This window comes from Enterococcus sp. DIV1328a, assembly GCF_050536905.1.
GTDB lineage: Bacteria > Bacillota > Bacilli > Lactobacillales > Enterococcaceae > Enterococcus > Enterococcus faecalis.
In genome coordinates this window covers 2630944-2651995 of sequence record NZ_CP172912.1, presented here as the reverse complement: position 1 = coordinate 2651995, position 21052 = coordinate 2630944, and the positions used below count along the sequence as shown (strand labels likewise).

General features: G+C 39.4%; 20 protein-coding genes. 17 read left to right on the top strand and 3 right to left on the bottom strand.

Annotated features, from left to right (window positions below; translation table 11 throughout):
- The first annotated feature begins 83 nt into the window (after positions 1-83).
- Positions 84-503, top strand: a complete 420-nt coding sequence (lrgA, locus tag IGL93_RS12755) for an antiholin-like murein hydrolase modulator LrgA (protein WP_002354829.1) — start codon at positions 84-86, stop codon at positions 501-503.
- A complete protein-coding gene (gene lrgB / locus IGL93_RS12750; RefSeq protein WP_002354830.1) occupies positions 500-1183 on the top strand; it encodes an antiholin-like protein LrgB in 684 nt (227 codons plus the stop codon). The genes lrgA and lrgB overlap by 4 nt, the downstream gene beginning before the upstream one ends.
- Before the next feature lie 213 nt (positions 1184-1396).
- Here lrgB and IGL93_RS12745 read toward each other — a convergent pair whose 3' ends face one another.
- Positions 1397-1942: a cysteine hydrolase family protein gene (locus IGL93_RS12745; RefSeq protein WP_002389413.1), complete on the bottom strand. Its 546-nt coding sequence runs from the start codon at positions 1940-1942 to the stop codon at positions 1397-1399.
- A gap of 165 nt (positions 1943-2107) precedes the next feature.
- Here IGL93_RS12745 and IGL93_RS12740 point away from each other — a divergent pair, with 165 nt between their 5' ends.
- From IGL93_RS12740 to IGL93_RS12685, 12 genes are all read left to right on the top strand, one after another.
- Positions 2108-3121, top strand: a complete 1014-nt coding sequence (locus IGL93_RS12740) for an alpha/beta hydrolase (protein WP_010776194.1) — start codon at positions 2108-2110, stop codon at positions 3119-3121.
- 366 nt (positions 3122-3487) lie between these two features.
- On the top strand, positions 3488-8347 hold the full coding sequence (locus tag IGL93_RS12735; RefSeq protein ID WP_010776193.1) for a hypothetical protein: 4860 nt from the start codon (positions 3488-3490) through the stop codon (positions 8345-8347).
- Positions 8348-8366: 19 nt separating this feature from the next.
- A complete protein-coding gene (locus IGL93_RS12730) occupies positions 8367-8756 on the top strand; it encodes an LPXTG cell wall anchor domain-containing protein (RefSeq protein WP_002354835.1) in 390 nt (129 codons plus the stop codon).
- Positions 8713-9447, top strand: a complete 735-nt coding sequence (locus tag IGL93_RS12725) for a WxL domain-containing protein (RefSeq protein ID WP_002354838.1) — start codon at positions 8713-8715, stop codon at positions 9445-9447. The genes IGL93_RS12730 and IGL93_RS12725 overlap by 44 nt, the downstream gene beginning before the upstream one ends.
- Positions 9448-9451: 4 nt before the next feature.
- The gene (locus tag IGL93_RS12720) at positions 9452-10252 is read left to right on the top strand and encodes a WxL domain-containing protein (protein ID WP_002385162.1); all 801 of its coding nucleotides are present in this window, start codon (positions 9452-9454) and stop codon (positions 10250-10252) included.
- A complete protein-coding gene (locus IGL93_RS12715; protein WP_010776192.1) occupies positions 10253-11011 on the top strand; it encodes a WxL domain-containing protein in 759 nt (252 codons plus the stop codon).
- A gap of 105 nt (positions 11012-11116) precedes the next feature.
- The gene (locus tag IGL93_RS12710; protein ID WP_002372747.1) at positions 11117-12199 is read left to right on the top strand and encodes a DUF916 and DUF3324 domain-containing protein; all 1083 of its coding nucleotides are present in this window, start codon (positions 11117-11119) and stop codon (positions 12197-12199) included.
- A 101-nt stretch (positions 12200-12300) separates the two neighbouring features.
- The gene (locus IGL93_RS12705; protein WP_002354843.1) at positions 12301-12786 is read left to right on the top strand and encodes a hypothetical protein; all 486 of its coding nucleotides are present in this window, start codon (positions 12301-12303) and stop codon (positions 12784-12786) included.
- The gene (locus IGL93_RS12700) at positions 12761-14242 is read left to right on the top strand and encodes a helix-turn-helix domain-containing protein (RefSeq protein ID WP_002378832.1); all 1482 of its coding nucleotides are present in this window, start codon (positions 12761-12763) and stop codon (positions 14240-14242) included. The genes IGL93_RS12705 and IGL93_RS12700 overlap by 26 nt, the downstream gene beginning before the upstream one ends.
- A 236-nt stretch (positions 14243-14478) precedes the next feature.
- On the top strand, positions 14479-14976 hold the full coding sequence (locus tag IGL93_RS12695; RefSeq protein ID WP_002360979.1) for an RNA polymerase sigma factor: 498 nt from the start codon (positions 14479-14481) through the stop codon (positions 14974-14976).
- A gap of 24 nt (positions 14977-15000) precedes the next feature.
- Positions 15001-15885, top strand: a complete 885-nt coding sequence (locus tag IGL93_RS12690) for an RsiV family protein (RefSeq protein ID WP_010776191.1) — start codon at positions 15001-15003, stop codon at positions 15883-15885.
- A gap of 129 nt (positions 15886-16014) precedes the next feature.
- Entirely contained in the window at positions 16015-17151 is a 1137-nt protein-coding gene (locus IGL93_RS12685; RefSeq protein WP_002367472.1) for an ArgE/DapE family deacylase, read from the top strand.
- 52 nt (positions 17152-17203) lie between these two features.
- On the opposite strand, the gene IGL93_RS12680 is transcribed toward IGL93_RS12685, so the two are convergent.
- Complete coding sequence (locus IGL93_RS12680; protein ID WP_010713701.1) at positions 17204-17995, bottom strand: hypothetical protein; 792 nt, start codon at positions 17993-17995, stop codon at positions 17204-17206.
- A 163-nt stretch (positions 17996-18158) separates the two neighbouring features.
- Here IGL93_RS12680 and IGL93_RS12675 point away from each other — a divergent pair, with 163 nt between their 5' ends.
- The 3 genes from IGL93_RS12675 to IGL93_RS12665 all read left to right on the top strand — a co-directional run bounded on the left by IGL93_RS12675 (position 18159) and on the right by IGL93_RS12665 (position 19744).
- The gene (locus IGL93_RS12675) at positions 18159-18542 is read left to right on the top strand and encodes a YccF domain-containing protein (protein WP_002358999.1); all 384 of its coding nucleotides are present in this window, start codon (positions 18159-18161) and stop codon (positions 18540-18542) included.
- Between the two features lie 88 nt (positions 18543-18630).
- Positions 18631-19056 (top strand): Rrf2 family transcriptional regulator, encoded by a 426-nt coding sequence (locus tag IGL93_RS12670; RefSeq protein ID WP_002383201.1) that lies wholly within the window; start codon positions 18631-18633, stop codon positions 19054-19056.
- Between the two features lie 58 nt (positions 19057-19114).
- Positions 19115-19744 carry an NAD(P)-dependent oxidoreductase gene (locus IGL93_RS12665; RefSeq protein WP_016618615.1) on the top strand — a complete coding sequence of 210 codons (630 nt, stop codon included), beginning with the start codon at positions 19115-19117 and terminating at the stop codon, positions 19742-19744.
- A 78-nt stretch (positions 19745-19822) separates the two neighbouring features.
- Here the strand turns inward: IGL93_RS12665 and IGL93_RS12660 are convergent, their stop codons facing one another.
- Entirely contained in the window at positions 19823-21028 is a 1206-nt protein-coding gene (locus IGL93_RS12660) for a hypothetical protein (protein WP_010776189.1), read from the bottom strand.
- Positions 21029-21052 lie beyond the last annotated feature (24 nt).

The window sequence follows — 21052 nt, the reverse complement described above, 5'->3', positions numbered from 1 at the left end:
CATTTCATGAAAAAAAGCCCTTAAAAAAACGTTTTCTTTATATACTTAACCCATAGAAAACAGACAAAAGGGAGCGAAGAAGAATGGAAAAGAAAGTATATTCATTTTTACAACAAGCAGCAGTTTTTGCCATTATTATGTTAATCGCCAACGGCTTGGCGTTCATTTCCCCAATACCAATGCCTGCTTCAGTAATTGGCATGGTGTTATTGTTCATTGGTTTATGTACAAAAGTTGTTAAATTGGAGCAAGTGGAAGGGCTAGGTAATAGCTTATCAACGGTTATTACATTTTTATTTGTTCCTTCAGGGATTTCCTTAGTTAATTCTTTAGGGATTATGCAACAATTTGGCGTTCAAATTGTTTTTGTTATTTTAGTAGCAACATTAGCGTTACTAGCAACGACTGGTTGGACGGGCGCCTTTTTATTGCATATGAAAGATGCTCGAAAAGAAAAAGAACCCGCAGCAACGAAGAAAGCGAAAGGAGAGGTTCGCGCATGAATCCGTATGTTGGCATTATTATTTCATTAGCTGTATTTGGCATAGGTACTTGGTTGTTTAAAAAAAGCAAAGGTTTCTTCTTATTTACGCCATTATTCGTTGCGATGATTTTAGGCGTTGTCGTTTTAAAAGTAACAGGAATTAGTTACGAGCAATACAATGAAGGTGGCAAATATATCAGCTTCTTTCTAGAACCTGCGACAGTAGCGTTTGCGATTCCTTTATATAAAAAGAGAGACGTGTTGAAAAAATATTGGTTAGAAATTTTAACGGCGTTAACAATTGGTTCTTTTGGTTCGTTAGTGGCTGTTTATTTTGCAGGAAAAGTGATTGGCATGGATAATCATTTAGTGGCCTCAATCTTACCACAAGCTGCTACAACAGCGATTGCCGTACCTATTTCTCAAACTGTTGGCGGCATTGCTTCTATTACGGCGTTTACCGTAATCTTCAATGGTGTACTAACCTATGCCTTGGGTCGAATTGCATTGAAATGGTTTAAGATTAACAATCCAATCGCCAAAGGTTTAGCTTTAGGTGCGGCCGGACATGCCCTAGGTGTGGCAGTTGGCATGGAAATGGGTGAAACAGAGGCTGCTATGGCTAGTATTTCTGTCGTAGTGGTTGGCGTAGTTACTGTTTTAGTAGTTCCTTTCTTTGCAACGGTCATTGGTCTATAAAAAAGTGAGGAATCCCACTTTTTTATGAGTAGCTAATTTCTATCAGCTAGCAGTCTCTGCTTATTCTGTGAATGCTAGTTATCACTAATCCGCAGGCTCGGAGTTAAAATGAGTGTAAAAAAGCCAACCTTATCCATAGTAAGGTTGGCTTTTGTGTTGTTTACAGGATTTTTTGAGTATAGATAGGGCGCATGGAAGGATTGACCAGTCTTTTTATAGAATGGTTGCTCCTAAAGTTTGTTTAAAGTGGCGTAACGCCCATTCGTGTCCTTGTTCATCAAAACTAGCAACGGCGCGTTCAGGAATCATTAATTGATAGCCTAAATTATAGGCATCAACAGCCGTATGCAACACGCAAATATCTGTACAAACACCAGTTAAACAAAGCTCTGTAATTCCTCGTTCTCGTAACCGAATGTCCAAATCCGTGCCACTAAAAGCAGAATAGTGCCGTTTGTCCATCCAATAAACGGTTGCCTCATTTTTGTGAGCTTGATAAAAATCAGCTAGCGAGCCAAACAGATTACGCCCGTCAGTTCCTAAGACATTGTGGGGCGGGAAAAGTTTATTTTCAGGATGATAGCGATCTAGGGGGTCATGCCCATCAATGGCAAAAACCACAAAATCGCCATTGTCAAAATAGTGCTTTGTTTGTTGAACAAGGGCCGTTTCAATAGCTTGTCCAGCGGCACCAGTGGTTAGTTTTCCGTCTGTGGCGACAAAATCATTTGTATAATCAATGGAAATCAGAGCTTTCATTTGGCAACCTCCTAAAGGTTAAAGTCATTTTGTTCATTTTACAGCTTTTAAGAGGGCATTTCAAATGATAAAAGTACATCAAATTCTAAAAAAGCTGTTTCAAAATAAACGCTTTGGCTAAAAAACATGCTATAATTTTGCTACAAATTAAAGCAGGTGAATAGAGTGAAAAGAAAAATCGTACGTTTTATCCTTTGGTTGTTAGGAATCATTGTGGTTATTTGCTTAGGTGTGTTTCTCGCCTTTCAATTATCTCCTAAGCCAGGCGCTTGGGTCATCAACCAGTTATTCGCAGGCGAAGTTGAAATAAAAGATTCAGCTTCCTATGATAAAGCATTGCCCAATGTTCAATTGCAAGAAAATCAAACATACCCTTCTTCAAGAAAAAAGAATACCTTTGATTTGTATTATCCCCAAACGTCAAAACAAGCGGTACCAGTCGTTTTATGGGTCCATGGTGGTGGCTATGTGGGAGGAGATAAGTCTGGGATGAAAGAATTTGCGACACGTTTAGTGGCTGATTCCTCAGTTGCCTTTATTTCAATGAATTATGAATTAGCACCAGACGCACCTTATCCAAGCCAGCTCCAGCAGGTCAATGAACTTGTTCAATTTTTATTAGAAAAGAAACAAGCATATCCCATGTTAGATTTATCTAAGCTTTTTATTGGCGGGGACAGTGCGGGTGCACAGATTGCTCTACAATATGCAACAGTTCAAACCAATGCCAACTATGCCAAAGAACTAGGGATGACTGCAGCGTTGCCGGCTAGCCATTTAAAAGGCACACTCTCGTATTGTGGTCCGGTGGATTTGAAACAAATGGCCAACCAACAAAGTGATAATCGTTTTATGAAATTTTTCGTTAAAACAGTGGCTTGGTCCTTGCTCGGCACTAAAGACTGGCAGACGAGTGCAGAACTGCAAGAAGTGAGTTTAGTGGATAAAGTCACCAAAGAATTTCCCCCGACGTATCTAACAGATGGCAATAGTTTTTCATTCCAAGATCAAGGACTAGCCTTGGTTCAGCGGTTAAAAACTTTAAATGTTCCAGTTTCAACTCTCTTTTTCAAAGATAAGAAAGCAACAATCACCCACGAATATCAATTCGACTATCAAACAAAAGAAGCTAAACAATGTTACCAAGAAACAGTCCAGTTTGTGAATACGTATAAATAAACAGAGGCCTTAGAAATATTTCTAAGGCCTCTGTTTATTTATTTTTGTCATTTTTTTAGCTGAGAAATATGTATAAATTAAACAAAAATGTTTATTTAATGATGTTTACATGAGAAAAAATCCGTGCTATACTACGAACTCGTTTGTTAATTTTAATGTTAAAAATAACGTTTTTGTTATTTTTGTGAACAAATTAACATTTTTATCTTACAAAAACAGCAAAAAATTCGTTTAGTTAACAAAAAGAAAATTAAAAAATAAATTTTTTTTTTGAAATTAAGAAAATATCTTTAAAAAAATCAGAAGAAAACTTCGTATACTTGAGCCATAGGTTGGTTGTGGAAAGTTTACTTCGAGGGAGGAGTGATGAAGTTAATGAAAAAGAAAATCGCTGTTTTATTGGCAACTTGTTTACTTGTACAACCATTTTTATCTGTTTCAGCGTGGGCGATTGAAGGGGAGCAACAAACGGAACGTACGCAGACACAGCCAAAAACAGCAGAAACCAGTACAAGTGAAGCAACAAAAGAAAGCAGCGCACATTCTACAGAACAGTCATCAATGACGGAATCTAGTGCTATCACAGAAAAAGTAACCACCTCTTCCACAGAAACAAAACCAAGCGAAGAGCAGAAGCAAATCACCTTGACCTTTGAAACAACGGATCAAGCTTTGTTTCTAAATGATGCCAAAAGTTATCAAGTGGTAAAAGAAAAAAATCAGCCACTTCGGACAGAAGAATTACCAAAATGGGCGAATAGTGAGGAAAATGCGACTTTCGTTGGCTGGTCTTACCAAGGAAAAACATATACAAATGAAGAACTTCTTCAATTAGAGTTTTCAGAAGATACACAACTTACGGCTGTCTTTAAACAGAAACTGACACGCATGGCCAGAGCTATCTCAGTTGATCAGTCCATTGCGGACACAATTGCTCCTGCGGATAAAACAAAAGTGATTGTTGTGCCAAGTCCAGCAGGAGATGGAGCAGCGTACAAAGAATATGCATCGACAGAGGCTGGCTTGAAAGAAGCCTTGTTTGATTTGTATCAACAGGGAAACAATGGCGATTTCACTCTTTATATAGGAAACAATATTACGACGAGTGCGGCGACCACCGCTAAAGTGATTCCTGACACCGTTACGGCAAGTAATATGACTTTTTACGCCTTGCAAGGCAAGGTCAATCATTTAGTGATTACTGGAAACAGTGCGGATCCGATTAGTATGGATCAAACGGCGCCAACGGGTTCTAAGACGTTAGGATTTAATCAAAATATCTTTTTTGGCTCAAACATCACTTTGAGAAATCTAAACTATACAGGTACGAATATGTATTTAAATGGTTACAGTTTGAACTTGAATGGCGGTTCTAGTGGAAACGGTCTGACCGTATACGGTGGAACGGATACAGGAGATGTTTCAGGAAACCCAACTTTAACAGTAAATAGTACAGGTACAGGGACATGGAATTTCTATGGCGGAAACCAAAATGGTGGTAATTTAGCTGGAAATCCTACGATTGTTATTAACAATACACGGAGCGGACTAAATACATTAAGTGGGGGCGCCAATATTGGGACAGTGACTGGGAATACTTCATTGGTTGTCAATGATTCTGGTGGCAGAATTGCTTCAATTTATGGGGGCGGTTATGGGACCAACGCAACCAACACAGCGAATGTTACTGGTAACGTCTCAACAAAGGTTGCGATTACGAATGCTGCTACAGGTTTCCAATTAAGTACGTATTATGGCGGTGTTCAATACGGAAATATTGGTGGAAAAGTAACAAACGATATTTCTGGATATGGCCGTTGGTATACAGCGGGTCAACGTTTTATTGGTGGCTCTTCCCGTGGCGATATAGGAACGAATCGTACGACTGATGGAATTACTACAAATTTAAATACACAGTTGTATAGTGCGGGTCGTGCAGATTTTGAAGGAGGCAACCAATATTCTGGAACGATCATCGGAGATATTACGAATGTGGTTACAGCAGGAACGAATTCCGCTGGTGGTATTAATGATTTTAACGGCGGTGCTGGTAACAATGTTTCGAAATTTAACAAGAGTCAAATTGGGGCCTCAAATGAAGCAACGTATGATGCTTATACACCACAGCAAAGAGCAGAATTAGCCAAATCGGCAGCAGCTTTTAAAGTTTTCGGAAATATTTCTTCTAAATTAGTCAGCGGTTCGTTTAATAATGGTGCAATTTATTCAACTGCAGCTGGCCGCGGCGGTTATATCGAAGGAAATACAACAATTGAAGTGGGAACAGCGAATGGTGATGGGTCTTTAGGTGGCGATGGTATGGCTTATTCAGGCGCAAAACCGACAAGCTTAGATTATTCAACGACCAATAAAAGTCGTGGTAATAATTCAGGTTGGGATATTGTTGGTGGCGGCGGCTATCCTGCTAGTAATGATACTTGGGATATCTATATAAAAGGAGATACTAAGACTGTTTTAAATAATACCATTGCTCGCTGGACATATGGTGGCTCTTTTTCAGGTGTCGTTGAAGGCAATACTTCTAACACATTGAATGGCGGGATTGCTGACACATTAGAAGGAACAGGCTATCAAGCAGCTCGAGTTTATGGAAACGGTCAAACAATCGTTAATAATGGTCAAGTCGATTGGTTTCTTTCAGGCGGTGGCTGGAATGATGCCAAAAATGTTGGGAATGTCGGTGTAACGGTTTATGAAGGAGTAATTAATGCTTCGATGGGCGCTTCTTATGGAGCAAGCGGTGGCCATACAATTACTGGTAATTCAGACAATCGCATCTACGGAGGAAATTTCTCAGGAACTCCTCGGACAGGCGCGAACGGTTTTTCAGGTGGGATTACCAATGCGGGCTCACTTCTTGGAAATGCCAAACTCTTAATTGATTTAAGAAATTACAACGGAGAGTTTAAGTTGCCTGGTAATACCTACATTACTGGTGGTCGGCCCTATGGTCAAAATACGACACTAGGAACGGATGAATCAAACACAATTACTTTAAATATTTTCACTAAAACAGGTGTGGAATCTTTAAATGGGGCCAGCATTTACGGTGATGGTGGAACCAATGCTGCGTATACCAAGAACGGCAAGATTACAATGAATATTCAAGCGGCGGGTTCTAGTATTGGAAATTTATATGCGACACAGTATTCCAATATCAGTGGCGGAAAAATCTTACGTGATGTTACCGCAAATGTTCAAGGTGCAGTTAGTATTAACGGTTTATCCGGTGGTTCATCAACAGATAATTTTACTAATGCAATTGTGAATGCTAGTTCAAATAAAGTGGCCTTTAACTTTGGGACTAACGTTGACGGCACCAATAACTATCAAACAGAACCACTAAATGCGACAGGCTTAGGCGTTGTCAACTTTACGGAATTAAATGTCACCAATGGCATTAAATTAATGGCTAATGGTGGGAACATCAAAAATGGCGTTTCTGCTACTGCCGCGAATCATAGTACGACTTACAATGAATTCGGATCAATTCATCTATCTAAAAACGCTGGAATTGGGATCACCAACACGGCCAATTTAATTTCAGCTAGCAAACTAACGGTTCAGGATCATGCAACATTAGAAACAATTCCTGGTACAGGTAAAGTAAACATTGCGGATTTTGAAGCTGTCGATCCAACAAAAGATGAACTTTTATGGATTAAACCAACGACAGATACAACTGCTTTGGTGGATAGCACAGGGACTTGGTTTGGAAATGTCAAAGCCTATCAGGTCTTGACGATTAATCCAACGGTCAATAATGCTACAAAACTTACGCCAACAACGTTTCATGGGATTGAAAAAGCGACTGGAAAAACATTTATTGGCGATAACGATGTGACCAAGGGCGCCAATGGCTATGGAATAGCAATTCCTGGCTCCATCATCGATTACGAAGTGGAAACGCCTGGAATTGTGGCAGGTGCAGGTACTATTTCTCATGATGTAAAAGAGGTCAAAGCTGGCAATGCGCCGTTAACCTTACAAGCGTGGGGCACCGAAGTAGCTGGACAAAAAGTTCAAAAAGGACGTTTGATGATTCCGACCTCAAGTGCTTTAACACCAACCCTAAGCTTCCTTCCTGACGAAGTAACAGGTTCTTGGTTGCACCAAGGAACGGTTAAATCTAGTGAAGTTGGGAGCGCGATAGAGCAAATTCCAGAGCAAAAAGATACCACCCCGCTTTCATGGAAAGCGACGAATATGAACTACAGTTATCAGGTGAAAGTTCAATTTTCAAATAAAGTGGAACTTTCGGGGCAATCGGTGATTGTCACAGAAGATGAGGCAGCGCAACTAACGACTGTCGATAAAGTAATAGAAATGCTTGGCGCAAAAGGTCGGCCGTTTTTCAAAACCTCATTAAAAGAGACGGATTTACCACAAATTCAAGCGCCGTTAGCAGAAAAAACTGTATCGCGGACACATGATATTCAATTAGAAGCAGGGACGTCAGGGGATAATTTGCAAAACAAAACGGTTCATTTAGTTGTTGTGAAAAATGAAAGTGTCCTTGCCAAAGATCGTTCGTTTGCCTTGTATGCGACAAGTGCGCATTTGAAATTAAAAGAAGCAAATGGCTTAACGAATTCAGACGAGTTGGCACAATGGACACAAGCAACGGTGATTTTCGCAGATGGTCGGGCCAATCAAACACCAAGTCTTGATGCCGCAACCTTCCAAGCCATTCAGCAAGCGAAACCAGAAGAATTAGCTAAAACGGTGCCAGCCAATTATCAATTTACAGAAGCTGGCGAAACGTTAAATAAAAAAGTCAATGTGTCTATTTCAGGTGAATTAACGTTAGAAAAAGTACCTAAAACAATTGATTTTGGCAAACAAAAAATTTCTGCCAAGCCAGAAGTTTACTGGCCAACTCTTTCAGATGATTTAGTCGTTCAAGACACACGCGGGACAGAAAGTACGCCTTGGAAACTGAATGTTCAGGTAACGAATCCCTTAACGAACGGCACAGATCAATTGGAAGATTTGTCATTGGTTACAGACAAAGGAGAATTTTTACTCAATAAAGGAGATACGGTTGTTACAGAAAATGAAGGCTCCGGTTCAGGTAGTTATACAATTAACCAAGGTTGGGGTGCGGCAAACCAACGGGGACTTAAACTATCTGTGCCAGTCGAGAAACAAAAAGTTGGCGAATTCAAAGGGACATTGTCATGGTCATTAGTCATGGCACCATAACAAGGAGGAGAGAAGTGAGATGAAAAAATACCTTTTGCTTAGTTGTTTTTTAGGTCTTTTCAGCTTCTGTCATTCAGACACTGCGTTTGGGGAAGCAGCTTATGAAAATAGTGGTGTTGTCTCCTTTTATGGAACGTATGAATATCCCACAGAAGAGTCGACAACAGCGACTAGTAATTCTTCCACAACGACCGAACCCACCAAGCCAGCTGACGGAGGCGCTTCATCCGTCCTTTCTTCTGGCGTATATGGGTCGCGACAAGGAAGATTACCAGCGACAGGTACCACCAATCAAGCACCATTTATTTATTTGGGAATCAGCCTTATCACTATAGGCATATTATTTATTAAAAGGAGAAGAGAAGATGAAAAAAACAGTATTAGCAGTAGTAGGGATTGTAGGATTTAGCGGTGTCTTAGCGACACAACAAGCATTTGCGGAAGACATTAACGTGAACTATACAAGTAATGGCGCCATTACATTTGAACCAGATACAGATCCAACGAAGCCAGTTAACCCAACCAATCCAGATGAAAAAGTTGAACCAGAAGATCCAACTGACCCAACTGGACCAAAACCAGGGACTGCAGGCCCCTTATCAATTGACTATGCTTCAAGCTTTCAATTTGGCGCCCAAAAAATCACTTCCGATACGAAAGATTATTACGCACAAATTCAAACATTTAAAGATGGAACAACAGGTCCCAACTATGTTCAGGTAACGGATAAACGTGGGACACAAGAAGGCTGGACGTTAAGCGCTGTACAAAATGCGCAATTCAAAACAGCCCAAAATGAAGAATTAGTTGGGGCCGCTTTGTCGATTGCCAATGCAGGTGTGACATCGATTGTTGATGCCGCATACGCGCCAACACCAACAGCAGCACATACCTTTGTTCCTGGAACAGAAGTAGAATTAGTCAAAGCAGAAGATGGCAAAGGAATGGGGACTTGGGTCTATCGTTTTGGGAAAGATGCGACAGAAGGTGCTACTGCCGTGAAATTAAATGTCCCAGGTAAAGCGATTAAATTAGCAAAAGAATATCGTACGACCTTAACATGGACATTGAAATCTGTACCAACGAATGTTGGAGGCTAAGTAAATGAAAAAAACAGTCGTCTACTCCTTGTTATTCGGAACAATGTTGCTTGGCGCCACTGTTCCTGCTGAAGCGGCGACGGTCGTTTTTGATAGCGAACAGTCGATTGTTTTTACCCCAAGCACAGATGGGACGGATCCAGTAAATCCAGAAAATCCCGATCCAGAAAAACCAGTTCGACCAGTCGATCCAACGAATCCTGATGGACCTAATCCAGGTACCCCTGGGCCGCTTTCCATCGATTATGCCTCAAGTTTGGATTTTGGGAGTAATGAGATATCGAATAAGGATCAAACGTATTTTGCCAGAGCGCAAACCTATAAAAATCCAGATGGTTCAGCAAGTGAATTGGCAACTGCTAATTATGTACAAGTAAGTGATTTACGGGGAACCAATGCTGGCTGGGTTTTAAAAGTGAAACAAAATGGTCAATTTCGTAATGCAGAAACATTACACAAAGAATTAACAGGCGCCACCGTCGCCTTTACTGAGCCCAGTGTGCGCTCAAATGCGACGGACGTATTGCCGCCAACTGCTACCGCAAACATTCAATTAGATGCTGCGGGCGCAGAAACTGTTGTCATGCAAGCCCCAGAAAAGACCGGCGCCGGAACGTGGATCACGCTGTGGGGGCAAGCAGAAAAAGTGACCGAAAAAAATCAACAAGGACAGCAAGTAAATGCCACAATCACACGGGCAATCTCACTAACTGTTCCCGGGAAAACCCCTAAGGATGCAGTACAATATAAAACAACATTGACTTGGCTACTTTCAGATGTACCAGTAAATAATGGAGGGAAATAAATGAAAAAGACAAAAGTAATGACATTGATGGCAACCGCAACTTTAGGCGCACTGGCACTTGTACCAATGAGTGCATTAGCAGTCGACGGTGGTGAATACCAAACAAACGGAGCGATTCAATTTGCACCAAATACGAACCCAACGAATCCAGTTGATCCGACGAATCCAGATCCGGATAAACCAATTACGCCAGTTGATCCAACTGATCCGACAGGGCCTAAGCCAGGGACAGCAGGTCCGTTATCCATTGACTATGCATCTAGCTTATCTTTTGGGGAACAAACGATTACCTCAAAAAATATGACCTACTATGCAGAAACACAAAAATACAAAGATAATGCTGGTGCCGACCAAGAAGGCCCGAACTTTGTTCAAGTCTCAGATAATCGTGGGACTGAAACAGGTTGGACGTTAAAAGTAAAACAAAATGGTCAATTCAAAACTGAAGCCAACCAAGAACTAACAGCGGCTAAAGTAACTTTAAGCAACGGACGCGTGGTTTCAGCTTCACAATCTGCAAAACCAACGACAGCGCCAGCTACGATTGAATTAAACCCAACTGGAGCTGAATCAGTGGTCATGGCTGCTGGCGATAAAGAAGGTGCGGGTACGTACTTAATGAGCTGGGGCGATAGTGTAGATGCCGCTAAAACAAGTATTTCATTAGAAGTACCTGGTTCAACCACAAAATATGCGAAAAAATACACGACAACTTTTACTTGGACTTTGACAGATACACCTGCTAACACAGGAAACTAAGAACGACAGCATACACGCAAGATCGGGATATAAGTCAAAAATTTTTGGCTTATCTTTCGGTCTTTTGGTGCTTATAATACAACAAAGAATGACAGACATAGGAGAATGAATATGAACAGATGGAAAGTATATGCAACGGTAATCGCTTGTATGTTATTTGGCTGGATTGGCGTGGAGGCGCACGCTTCTGAATTTAATTTTGCGGTCACACCAACAATTCCCGAAAATCAAGTGGATAAATCAAAAACCTACTTTGACTTAAAAATGGCGCCTGGTGCCAAACAAACCGTAGAAATACAGTTACGTAATGATACAGATGAAGACATTACCATTGAAAATACGGTAAACTCAGCGACAACGAATTTAAATGGCGTAGTAGAATATGGCCAAAACGGGATCAAACCTGACAAAACTTTACGCTTTAACTTAAAAGATTATGTGGAAGCACCGAAAGAAATCATCTTGCCGAAACATTCCCAAAAGACCTTACCTTTAACCATCACGATGCCTAAAGATTCTTTTGATGGCGTGATGGCTGGCGGCATAACACTCAAAGAGAAAAAGAAAGAAACCACGACTTCTGCGGATCAATCAAAAGGGTTAGCTATTAATAATGAATACTCCTATGTTGTGGCCATTATTCTTCAGCAAAATGAGACAAAGGTTCAACCAGATTTAAAATTACTGGGGGTTAAACCAGGCCAAGTCAACGCGCGAAACGTCATCAATGTTTCTTTACAAAACCCACAAGCGGCCTATTTAAACCAATTACATTTAATCAACACTGTTTCAAAAGGAGGCGAAACGCTTTACCAATCCGATACTGAGGATATGCAAGTGGCGCCAAACTCTAACTTTAGTTACCCAATTTCTTTAAAAGGGGAACGATTAACGCCAGGGAAATATGTCTTGAAATCAACGGCCTATGGTGTAAAAGATGAAAAGGGCACCTATCAAGTCAAAGGCGCCAATGGTGAAGAACGGTACCTGTACAAATGGGAATTTACAAAAGAATTTACTATTTCTGGGGACGTCGCTAAAGAATTAAATGAAAAAGACGTAACCATTAAAGGAACCAATTGGTGGTTGTATCTACTGATTGCATTCATCATTCTAGCGCTGCTCTTATTGATTTTCTTCTTGTATCGTAAAAAGAAAAAAGAGGAAGAACAACAATCTGAGCAATAAAAAGGGCTATCTATTGACAAAAAGGGTTTTCCTTGTAAAAGTAAAGGTACTTTTACAAGGAATTGCTTCCCATAAAGTAGAGGTAGAGAGAGTGAGAAGCCATGAGAAAAAAGTATCTTTTTTTATTTAGTTCTTTGCTAATTTTTACGGCTGTCGAAATAGAACCAATTCAAACATTGGCGACACCTATTTATAATCCCTTAGAACCAACGGAAGAAATTCAACCAAAACCAGAATCAATCACCCCTCAGGAAAAGTCAGAACCGGAACAACCTGCGCCAACCCCTCCGGAAGATCAAAAAACTACGGTTCCTTCTGAAGAAAAAAAGCCTTCACCCAAGAAAAAAGACAAACCTGTGGAGAAACCGGCAATGTCAAAAGAAAAAAAGAAACAAACAAAAGAAACAACGGCTCATCCCCTACAAGTGAATAAAGATTTTGTCTTTCCTAACGGACTTGGTGCAGGCGGCGATGAAGAATCTGAAAGCTATTTAGCAGCGGTTGGGTACTTTCTTTCAGGAAATGGATTGTATGGGAAAAAAATGGATGTGAGAGAAGTCTATGATATTGATGATGTTTTTAAATAAAGTGGATAAAAGAAAAATCGCCTTATTTCAGTTACTGGAAAATGCACCGATGTTAACAGAGTCAAAAGAAACCGTAATGCAGGAGTTAGAATTATCTGAATTTATCGTGAACAAAACGGTCGCTGAATTAAATGCCGATTTTATTGAATTTGGTTTATCAGAGGATTTTCAAATTGTGAGCGATGGTATTTTCTTAACGCTTAATGAATCAGGAACGGAAACTTCCGCTACTTTGATTGATTGCTATATTAAAGAGTCGTTACGTTTTGCTATGTTTCAAGATTTCTTTTTTCAGCGTTTTGATTCTGTAAATGAGTTTGCTTTAGAACACTTTGTTAGTCACACATTGGCTTATAAGGAGTTCAAGGAATTAAAGAAAATGCTGGAAAATTACCAAATTACAATTAATAAAGAATTTCACTTAGTGGGAAATGAAACCAATTTACGCGAAGTAACAACACTGGTTTTTTTACAATTATACCAACGTGATTTTTCATTGTACGGTAAAAAAGTTTTAGAGCAGATTCGGAACTTTGAGCTATTTTTTTCTGAGAAGGTTCATCTTAATCAGCGTGCGGGCTATGCACAAGCTAAATGTTTTCATTTTTTGGCGGTTTCTTTAGTACGAACGCAGCAACAGTTTTATGTAGAGAAAAAAGTAGATTCGCAAGTGTTAAAACAATTAGCCGGTGACAATCAGCAGAATGTTTTCAATTGGTTAGAGAGTCTTCAAATCCCAGAACCACAACGAACAAACGAAGGCAATTATTTACTCTTATTTTTAATTGCTGAAGAGTGGCTTCAAGTAGCTTCAGCAGCACTTTGCCAAAGATTTGCAGAAATTCAACAATTGAATCGTGACTTGTTAAGCTATTTAAAAATACAATTTCAGCTTTCCGAGGAAGTCCTGCAAGGTTTTGAACAAAAAGTAACAATCGTACATTTTAAATTGTTCCATTTTCCAATAGAAGCAAACTATAGTTATCGCAAAATGGATATAACCTACTTTGCAGAAACGTATACAGAGTATTTTTCTGCTAGTCGACAATTTATTCAAGAACAAAAAACGAATCCCGCTGTTTGGGATGCCAGACAGTTTTTATTTTATCGGTATCTGTTGTTAATGGTGGATGCGTTACCATTGAAAAAAGTTTTGGCTCCGATTACATTGTGTGTCGACTTTTCCTTTGGTGAAGCCTATAATCGTATGATACAAAAAAATATTGAAAAAATTACGGAATGGAATATCATTTTCAAAGCACATGTAGATGAAAGTGTACAATTAATTTTATCGGATATTCATTTTGTCGATTGGCCTGAGATTACTCAAATTATTTGGCTAGCGCCACCACGTCCTGTTGATTGGTCGCATTTTATTAAAACGCTGAGTGCACTAAGACCGCACTCGGGAGAAGAAAACAAGGTCGGGACAGCACCGCTTAGCTCCGAGAAATAAGAAGAAATTTCCGGAAATTGTTCTTTAATTTTTGGATAATTTCGGCTTATTTCCGAAGGAGCTGGTTCTGTTCCCGCCGTTTATCAGATTTTGAGCGTGGAGCAAAAATCCAAAGTGATTTTTGTACCGCGCTTTTTCTTTTAGAATATAAAAATTAAAAATAATAAAAAAGTTGAAACTTTTTATGCTTGTGATTCGTCTATATAAGTGTACAGGAAAGGAGGTTCCAGAAATCGATGGTTTTCGATGGTTGGAAAAGAAAAAAACAAATTCGTGCGTTAGAAACGCTTGTTGATACCAAATATGAAAAAATGTATCGCATTGCCTTTAACTATACACATTCGAAAGAAGATGCCTTGGATGTGATTCAAGAAAGCTTTGAAAAGGCACTGAAGGCCATCCAAAAAGGACCCGATATTAAGGATTTTGACGCGTGGTTCTTTCGAATTCTGCTTTCTGTAGCGACAGATTATTGGCGTAAAAAGAAACGAGAAGCTGTTCATATTGAAAAAGATGAACATGTGTTAGCTCTTTTAAATAATCCCCAACGCAGTTTTTTAGAAATTGAAGAAATTATTAATCAATTAGATAGTCCCAATCGTGAAATTATTCTATTAAAATTTTTTGAAGGATTTACGCTAAAAGAAATCGCTTTGATCCTGGATATTAACGAAAACACGATTAAAACGAAGATGTACCGCAGTTTGAATGAACTCCGAAGTCTATTGAATTAGTAAAAGAAAGGAAGCGAAAAAATAATGGAAGATTTTGTAAAAAGTGTTGTTAAAAACTTTTCAAAAGAATACCGCCAACAACCGTTGCCAACGGATCTACAAGCGGAAGTCAAAGCGCGTTTTCATAAAGAGAAAAAGCGGTACACCTGGCTTCGTTTTAGAAACCGCTCACTGCAAAGTAGTCTAGTAGTGGCTTGTGGCTTTGTCTTATCAGTCAATTTGTTTCCAGGTTTTAGTGAAGCAGCCCGCAACATTCCTGTGTTAGATAAAATTGTTCAATTAGTCACCATCAAAACGTTGACAGCGAAAAAACAGGAAAGTGAAGTAAACATCGATGTCCCTAAAATCCAAACATCCCAAGAATCTTCAGTAGCCGACACGCTCAACAAAAAATACTTGAAAGAAGCCCAAACAGAATTTCAACAAGTCAAAGGGCAATTGTTTGATGGTTCTCGTGTTTCAGTCACTGGAGATTATGAAAAAGTTGTGGACGACCGTCGCTTCCTAGTGGTCAAACGAACCTTCACAGAAATTAAAGGCAGCTCTGCGACGACAACGAAATATGACACCATCGACAAACGAGCCAATGTTGTCGTTTCACTCCCCTTAATTTTTAAAAATGATTTTTACATTGATGTCATTAGTAGTGAAATTAAACAACAAATAGCAGACCAAATGAAGAACGATAGCAATAAAATATACTGGTCCGAAAAAGAGGATGCCCCCAGTGATGTTCAACCCTTCAAAAAAATTAAAAAGGACCAACCTTTCTATATCAATGAAAAACACCAATTAGTGATTGTGTTTTCTCAAGGAGAGATTGCGCCTTACTATATGGGCACCCCTGAATTTGTGATTCCTAATCAAGTCATTGAGAATGAATTGGCAGCGCCTAATTATTTAAAATAAACTCAGTAAAAAACACGCGACATTTCTTAAAACTGTCGCGTGTTTTTTACTGACCTAACCAAGTCAGTTGCGGTTTTACTGAGAGAAGCGTACACTAGAATTAAGCATAACAAGAAAGGGCGAATGGCAATGGAAAAATCAGAAAAAATTAGTATTTTACAAGATGTGGTTAAAATTAAATCTGTAAATGGAAACGAAGAAGAAGTGGCAATCTATTTACAAAATCTTTTGAAAAAATATGAGATCCCTTCTGAACTTGTTTCTTATGCACCAAATCGTAGTAGTTTGGTTGCTTATTTAGGTGAAAACCGAGAAAAAGTCTTAGGGTTTAGTGGCCACATGGACGTGGTTTCTGAAGGGGACGAAAGTCAATGGACTTTCCCGCCATTTGCGGCCCATATTGAAGGAAATAAATTGTATGGCCGTGGCGCAACGGACATGAAAAGCGGCTTAGTCGCAATGGTTTTAGCAATGATTGAATTAAAAGAAAAGGAAGTTCCATTAAATGGAGCGGTTAAATTTTTAGGTACAGTTGGTGAAGAAGTCGGTGAGCTAGGTGCTGGCCAATTAACTGAAAAAGGCTATGCGGATGATTTAAGTGCCTTAGTCATTGGAGAACCAACCAATTATAACTTGATGTATGCGCACATGGGTTCAATTAACTATTCTGTTGTGTCACACGGAAAAGAAGCCCACAGTTCGATGCCAGAAGAAGGCATTAACGCGATTAATAATTTGAACGAATTTATTACAGAAGCAAACCAACAAATGGCGGAAGTCACAGCAAACTATGAAAATCCTGAATTGGGTCGAACGATTCACAATGTAACCGTCATTAAAGGTGGCACACAAGTGAACAGTATTCCAGGTCAAGCAGCCTTGCAAGGGAATATCCGTTCAATTCCAGAATTCAGCAACGACCAAGTCATTGCATTATTACAAAAAATTGTCGATGAATTGAACAAAAAAGAAAAACATCAGTTAGAATTAACGATTGATTACAATAAAATTCCTGTAAAAGCTGAGAAAGATTCTGCGTTAATTCAAGCCATTCAAGCCCAATTTGATCAACCATTACCATTAGTGACAAGCGCTGGGACCACAGACTTAGCTGAATTTACTAAATCAGACAATACATTTGATTGCGTTGTCTTTGGACCAGGTGTGACCACTACTGCACACCAAGTCGACGAATATGTCGAAATTGATAATTATTTAGATATGATTGATAAGTATCAAGCGATAGCAAAAAGTTATTTAAATTAAAAAAGTGTCGCGCCTGAATCATAAAAATCAGGTGCGACATTTTTTATAAGGTTTATTCCACCACAGTCCATTCATTTAAGGTTTTGCCGTTCTCATCAACTAGCTCTAACCAGCTGTTTGTTCCAGCAAAATAGAGAAACAAGCCGACTTCATTAACGCTTTTTAAGATGATATCTTCCGTTGTGACAAAGTCTTTAAATTGGCCCTTGCGTTCATCACGAAGTTTTTCACCAAATCTAGCGGAGAAACCGACAGACCCGTCTTTATTTAAAGGGGCTTCTGGCATCATTGTCGCGCCAGCTTTAATAAGCATTTCATTGCGCTTTTGCCAAAAAACAGTTGCTTTGCTTTGTCGAGTATCAATATAAAAAGGAATTTGGCTAACTTCTTTTGTCCATTTGTGGCGTGCTTTGGCTGGTCTGGCTTTTTTCGGCGCCGGTTTTTTAAACAGAGAATAGCCAAAACGTTCCAAGATAAAGGTGACTGTTTCTTTATAGTTAGTCACTGTCGCTACCGCACTTTTCGGAATTTTGACTGTCGTTGGGGTTGCTTCCAATGTTAAACCACTTTCTTTCGCATCATCTAGGAAAGCTTGCGCTAAATAGGCAAGTTCTGTGTCCCAAGTCGGTTTCAATAAAATCGAGTGATCAAAAGAAACTTCTTTATATGTAGCTTTTTCTTCAGCAAGTCCTAAAGCAACTAGTTGGTTATCTCTTAGCAAGAAAAGAATCGCTGCCTCTTTTTTCGGTAATTTAGTTGTTTGTTCAATGATTAAGTGGGCCTGATCGGCTAAATCAATGAGTGTCTTTGTTTTTTTTAGATCAACGGTTAAATGTAAGTCCATGAAGTCTGCTCCTTTATCGTTAGTTTCTTCATTGTATCATGAAATAGCGTCTTCGTCTTTTAACGAGTCAGCGACCTTACAATATTGTTTGAAACAAAAAGAAGCTTTCATGGTATACTTACTCACATACATAATTTTTAATGAGGAAAGTAGAGGAACAAGAATGAAAACACTTGGCAATATTTTATGGTTCATCTTTGGCGGCTTTTTTGGTGGCTTATCTTGGCTATTCGCAGGCGTGATTTGGTGTATTACAATCATTGGTATTCCGATTGGTTTACAATGTTTTAAATTAGCGGGATTGAGCTTTTGGCCGTTTAAAAAGCGAGTCGTGTATAGTGATAGCGGCGTATCTTTGGTGGTAAACATTATTTGGCTGATTATCAGTGGACTACCATTAGCAATTGGGCATTGTATTAGTGGCTTGTTGCTTTGTCTGACAATCATCGGTATTCCGTTTGGGCAACAATCCTTTAAATTGGCGAAATTAGCGTTAATGCCGTTTGGGGCCCGTGTTGTTTCAACAAATGATTTTTATTTTGAATAGTCAGAGGTTTCTCATTGACAAATAAAACGAAACAGCGTATTCTGTAAATGTAACAAATAACGTTACATTTAGTTTGGAGTGATTAGACATGGCCATGTCAACGAAATTAAGTGTTGCGATTCATATTTTAAGTTTGATTGAAACAGGTCCTCAAGAACAAGTGACTTCTGAATACATTGCTTCGAGCGTAAATACGAATCCAGTCGTTGTTCGACGACTAATGAGCCAGTTAAAAAAAGCCGGCTTGATTCATTCCATGCGTGGAGCCAATAAAAATACCTTATTAAAGAAACCAGAAGAGATCTCACTGTATGAAATTTATACAGCGGTTGAATTGGAACGAGAGATTTTCAATATTCATCAAAATCCTAATCCAAACTGTTCCGTTGGGGCAAATATCCAATCGGTACTAGAAACTGAATTTACTAAAGTGCAACAAAAAATGGAAGAAGAATTGAAAAGCATCACCTTAGCAGATGTGATTCATGAAATAGAAGTTAAGAGAGATAAGTAATCTCTCTACTTTTAAAGTGTCAAATGTAACTATTTTAGTTCTATTTAAAAATGAAAGGATGATTTACATGAAAGTAGCAGTATTAGGAGCAACAGGAAAAGAAGGACAATTACTTTTAGCAGAAGCTAAACGTCGCGGGATGGACGTGACAGCCATCGTTCGTAATTCCTCAAAAATAACAGATGGCACACCGACCATTGAAAAAGATGTTTATCAATTAACAACAGAAGATATTCAAGCGTTTGATGTATTAATTAGTGCCTTAGGATTCCCTAATGTGCAAGATTTCCCCAAATCTACCCAGCATTTGATTGAGATTTTAACCAATCAAAAAACGCGCTTGTTTGTCGTTGGGGGCGCTGGAACCTTGTATGTGGACCCAGAACACACAACTCAATTAAAAGATACACCATCATTCCCAGCAGAAATTCAGCCATTAGCTTCGGCGATGGGCGAAGCTTTAAACTTATTGAAAGAAGCTCAAAACATCCACTGGACCTATATTAGTCCTGCAGCCATGTTTGATGCTGATGGTCCTGCGACAGGCCATTATGAAATCGCTGGCGAAGAATTAACAACCAATAGTCAAGGTGACAGCTACATTAGTTACGCAGACTACGCCGTTGCCATGTTAGATGAAGTGGAAAGTAATGCACACCCAAATCAACGAATTAGTGTGTATCAATAAAAGAAACAAGAAAAATGGGGCCTCCGTTAAAACAACGGAGGCCCCATTTTCTTGTTTGATTAATTATTGCTAATGTATTTACTGTTTGGGTGCTCGGTATCCTGCTGCTTCTGCTTCTTCAACAGTAGAGAACCAAGCCACTGGATTAGTGGTTCTATTATAATATCTACTTCCAGGCACATGATAAATTCCATTACGTGACCCTTTAATTAAGGCGTTACCGCTTGGTGCTTCCGCAGCAGCCGTCTCGACTTCCGCCGGTGCCTGTGCGGCTTGTTGCGCCTCTGCTTCAGCTTGCGCTTTTGCTGCCGCTTCGGCTTGTTCTTTTTGCGCTTTTTCAGCAGCTAGTTTTTGAGCTTCTGCTTCTTTTCGTTGTTTTTCTTTGTGGGCATCTAATTGAGTTTTAACAACGGCTACCCGTTTTGTTAAAGCTTGATTTGGGGAGTTTAAAGCATCAATTTGTTTGATCGCTTCATTATAGTAAGCTTCATTGGTTGGTTCTTGTTCAGCTTTTTCAACAGCGGCTGTCGCACTGGCGACTAATTGTTCATTTTTTTCTTTTTCAGCGATAGCGGTTTGAACAGTCGTTAATCGTTGTTGAAATCCTTCTTTGCCAACTGGGGCAGCAGCTACTAATTTTTCAGCTGCTTGATAATCGCTTTTACTTTTGGACTTTTCAGCAGTTGTAACTGCTTTATCAACAGGTACTGCTTCTTTGATTTTTTCAAGGCGATCATTGTATTCCTCGTATTCTTGACTTAATGAAGATACTAAGGTTGCGGCTTCATCATAGTTTTTCTGAGAAGGTTGTTTTTCAGCGTAAGCTAAGGCTTTTTCTGTTTTGGCCAATTCTTGCTCAGAATCTGTGATGCTCGCAATAAATTCTTTTGACGGTGTGACTTCGACTGATTTTTCAACTTTGGTATCTTTCTTCTCAGCAACAAAAGTGATTTTTTGCGTTTTTTCATCGGACAGTTTTACTTTGTAAGCAAACGTTTTGTCTTTCGTTTTTACTTCCTTGCCATTGGCCGTTAGTTTGCTGCTGCCATCGTATTCGCCTTTGATGGTGGCTGAGCCATTGGCATCGGTTTCAACACTCTCTGCATCAAGTGAAAGCGTTGGGGAAGAATCTGTCGTGGCAACCCCACCAATAAATAGAGCGGCACTTGCTAATGCGGCATAGCCATATTGTTTTTTCGGTTGTTTCTTAATTAATGCTTTGATAGTCAGTCCCCCGCTGACAAGTAACCCTAATAGACCCAAAAGTCCTACTACTACACTCATTCATTTCTCTCCTTTCGATATAAC

Bases quoted from the DNA above. Each gene is read 5' to 3' on its own strand.
- IGL93_RS12745 (WP_002389413.1), bottom strand. From the start codon at position 1,942: ATGAAAGCTCTGATTTCCATTGATTATACAAATGATTTTGTCGCCACA.
- IGL93_RS12705 (WP_002354843.1), top strand. From the start codon at position 12,301: ATGAGAAAAAAGTATCTTTTTTTATTTAGTTCTTTGCTAATTTTTACG.
- IGL93_RS12675 (WP_002358999.1), top strand. From the start codon at position 18,159: ATGAAAACACTTGGCAATATTTTATGGTTCATCTTTGGCGGCTTTTTT.
- IGL93_RS12710 (WP_002372747.1), top strand. From the start codon at position 11,117: ATGAATATGAACAGATGGAAAGTATATGCAACGGTAATCGCTTGTATG.
- IGL93_RS12720 (WP_002385162.1), top strand. From the start codon at position 9,452: ATGAAAAAAACAGTCGTCTACTCCTTGTTATTCGGAACAATGTTGCTT.
- IGL93_RS12725 (WP_002354838.1), top strand. From the start codon at position 8,713: ATGAAAAAAACAGTATTAGCAGTAGTAGGGATTGTAGGATTTAGCGGT.
- IGL93_RS12730 (WP_002354835.1), top strand. From the start codon at position 8,367: ATGAAAAAATACCTTTTGCTTAGTTGTTTTTTAGGTCTTTTCAGCTTC.
- IGL93_RS12665 (WP_016618615.1), top strand. From the start codon at position 19,115: ATGATTTACATGAAAGTAGCAGTATTAGGAGCAACAGGAAAAGAAGGA.
- IGL93_RS12715 (WP_010776192.1), top strand. From the start codon at position 10,253: ATGAAAAAGACAAAAGTAATGACATTGATGGCAACCGCAACTTTAGGC.
- lrgB (WP_002354830.1), top strand. From the start codon at position 500: ATGAATCCGTATGTTGGCATTATTATTTCATTAGCTGTATTTGGCATA.
- IGL93_RS12685 (WP_002367472.1), top strand. From the start codon at position 16,015: ATGGAAAAATCAGAAAAAATTAGTATTTTACAAGATGTGGTTAAAATT.
- lrgA (WP_002354829.1), top strand. From the start codon at position 84: ATGGAAAAGAAAGTATATTCATTTTTACAACAAGCAGCAGTTTTTGCC.
- IGL93_RS12680 (WP_010713701.1), bottom strand. From the start codon at position 17,995: ATGGACTTACATTTAACCGTTGATCTAAAAAAAACAAAGACACTCATT.
- IGL93_RS12700 (WP_002378832.1), top strand. From the start codon at position 12,761: ATGATATTGATGATGTTTTTAAATAAAGTGGATAAAAGAAAAATCGCC.
- IGL93_RS12690 (WP_010776191.1), top strand. From the start codon at position 15,001: ATGGAAGATTTTGTAAAAAGTGTTGTTAAAAACTTTTCAAAAGAATAC.
- IGL93_RS12695 (WP_002360979.1), top strand. From the start codon at position 14,479: ATGGTTTTCGATGGTTGGAAAAGAAAAAAACAAATTCGTGCGTTAGAA.
- IGL93_RS12660 (WP_010776189.1), bottom strand. From the start codon at position 21,028: ATGAGTGTAGTAGTAGGACTTTTGGGTCTATTAGGGTTACTTGTCAGC.
- IGL93_RS12670 (WP_002383201.1), top strand. From the start codon at position 18,631: ATGGCCATGTCAACGAAATTAAGTGTTGCGATTCATATTTTAAGTTTG.
- IGL93_RS12735 (WP_010776193.1), top strand. From the start codon at position 3,488: ATGAAGTTAATGAAAAAGAAAATCGCTGTTTTATTGGCAACTTGTTTA.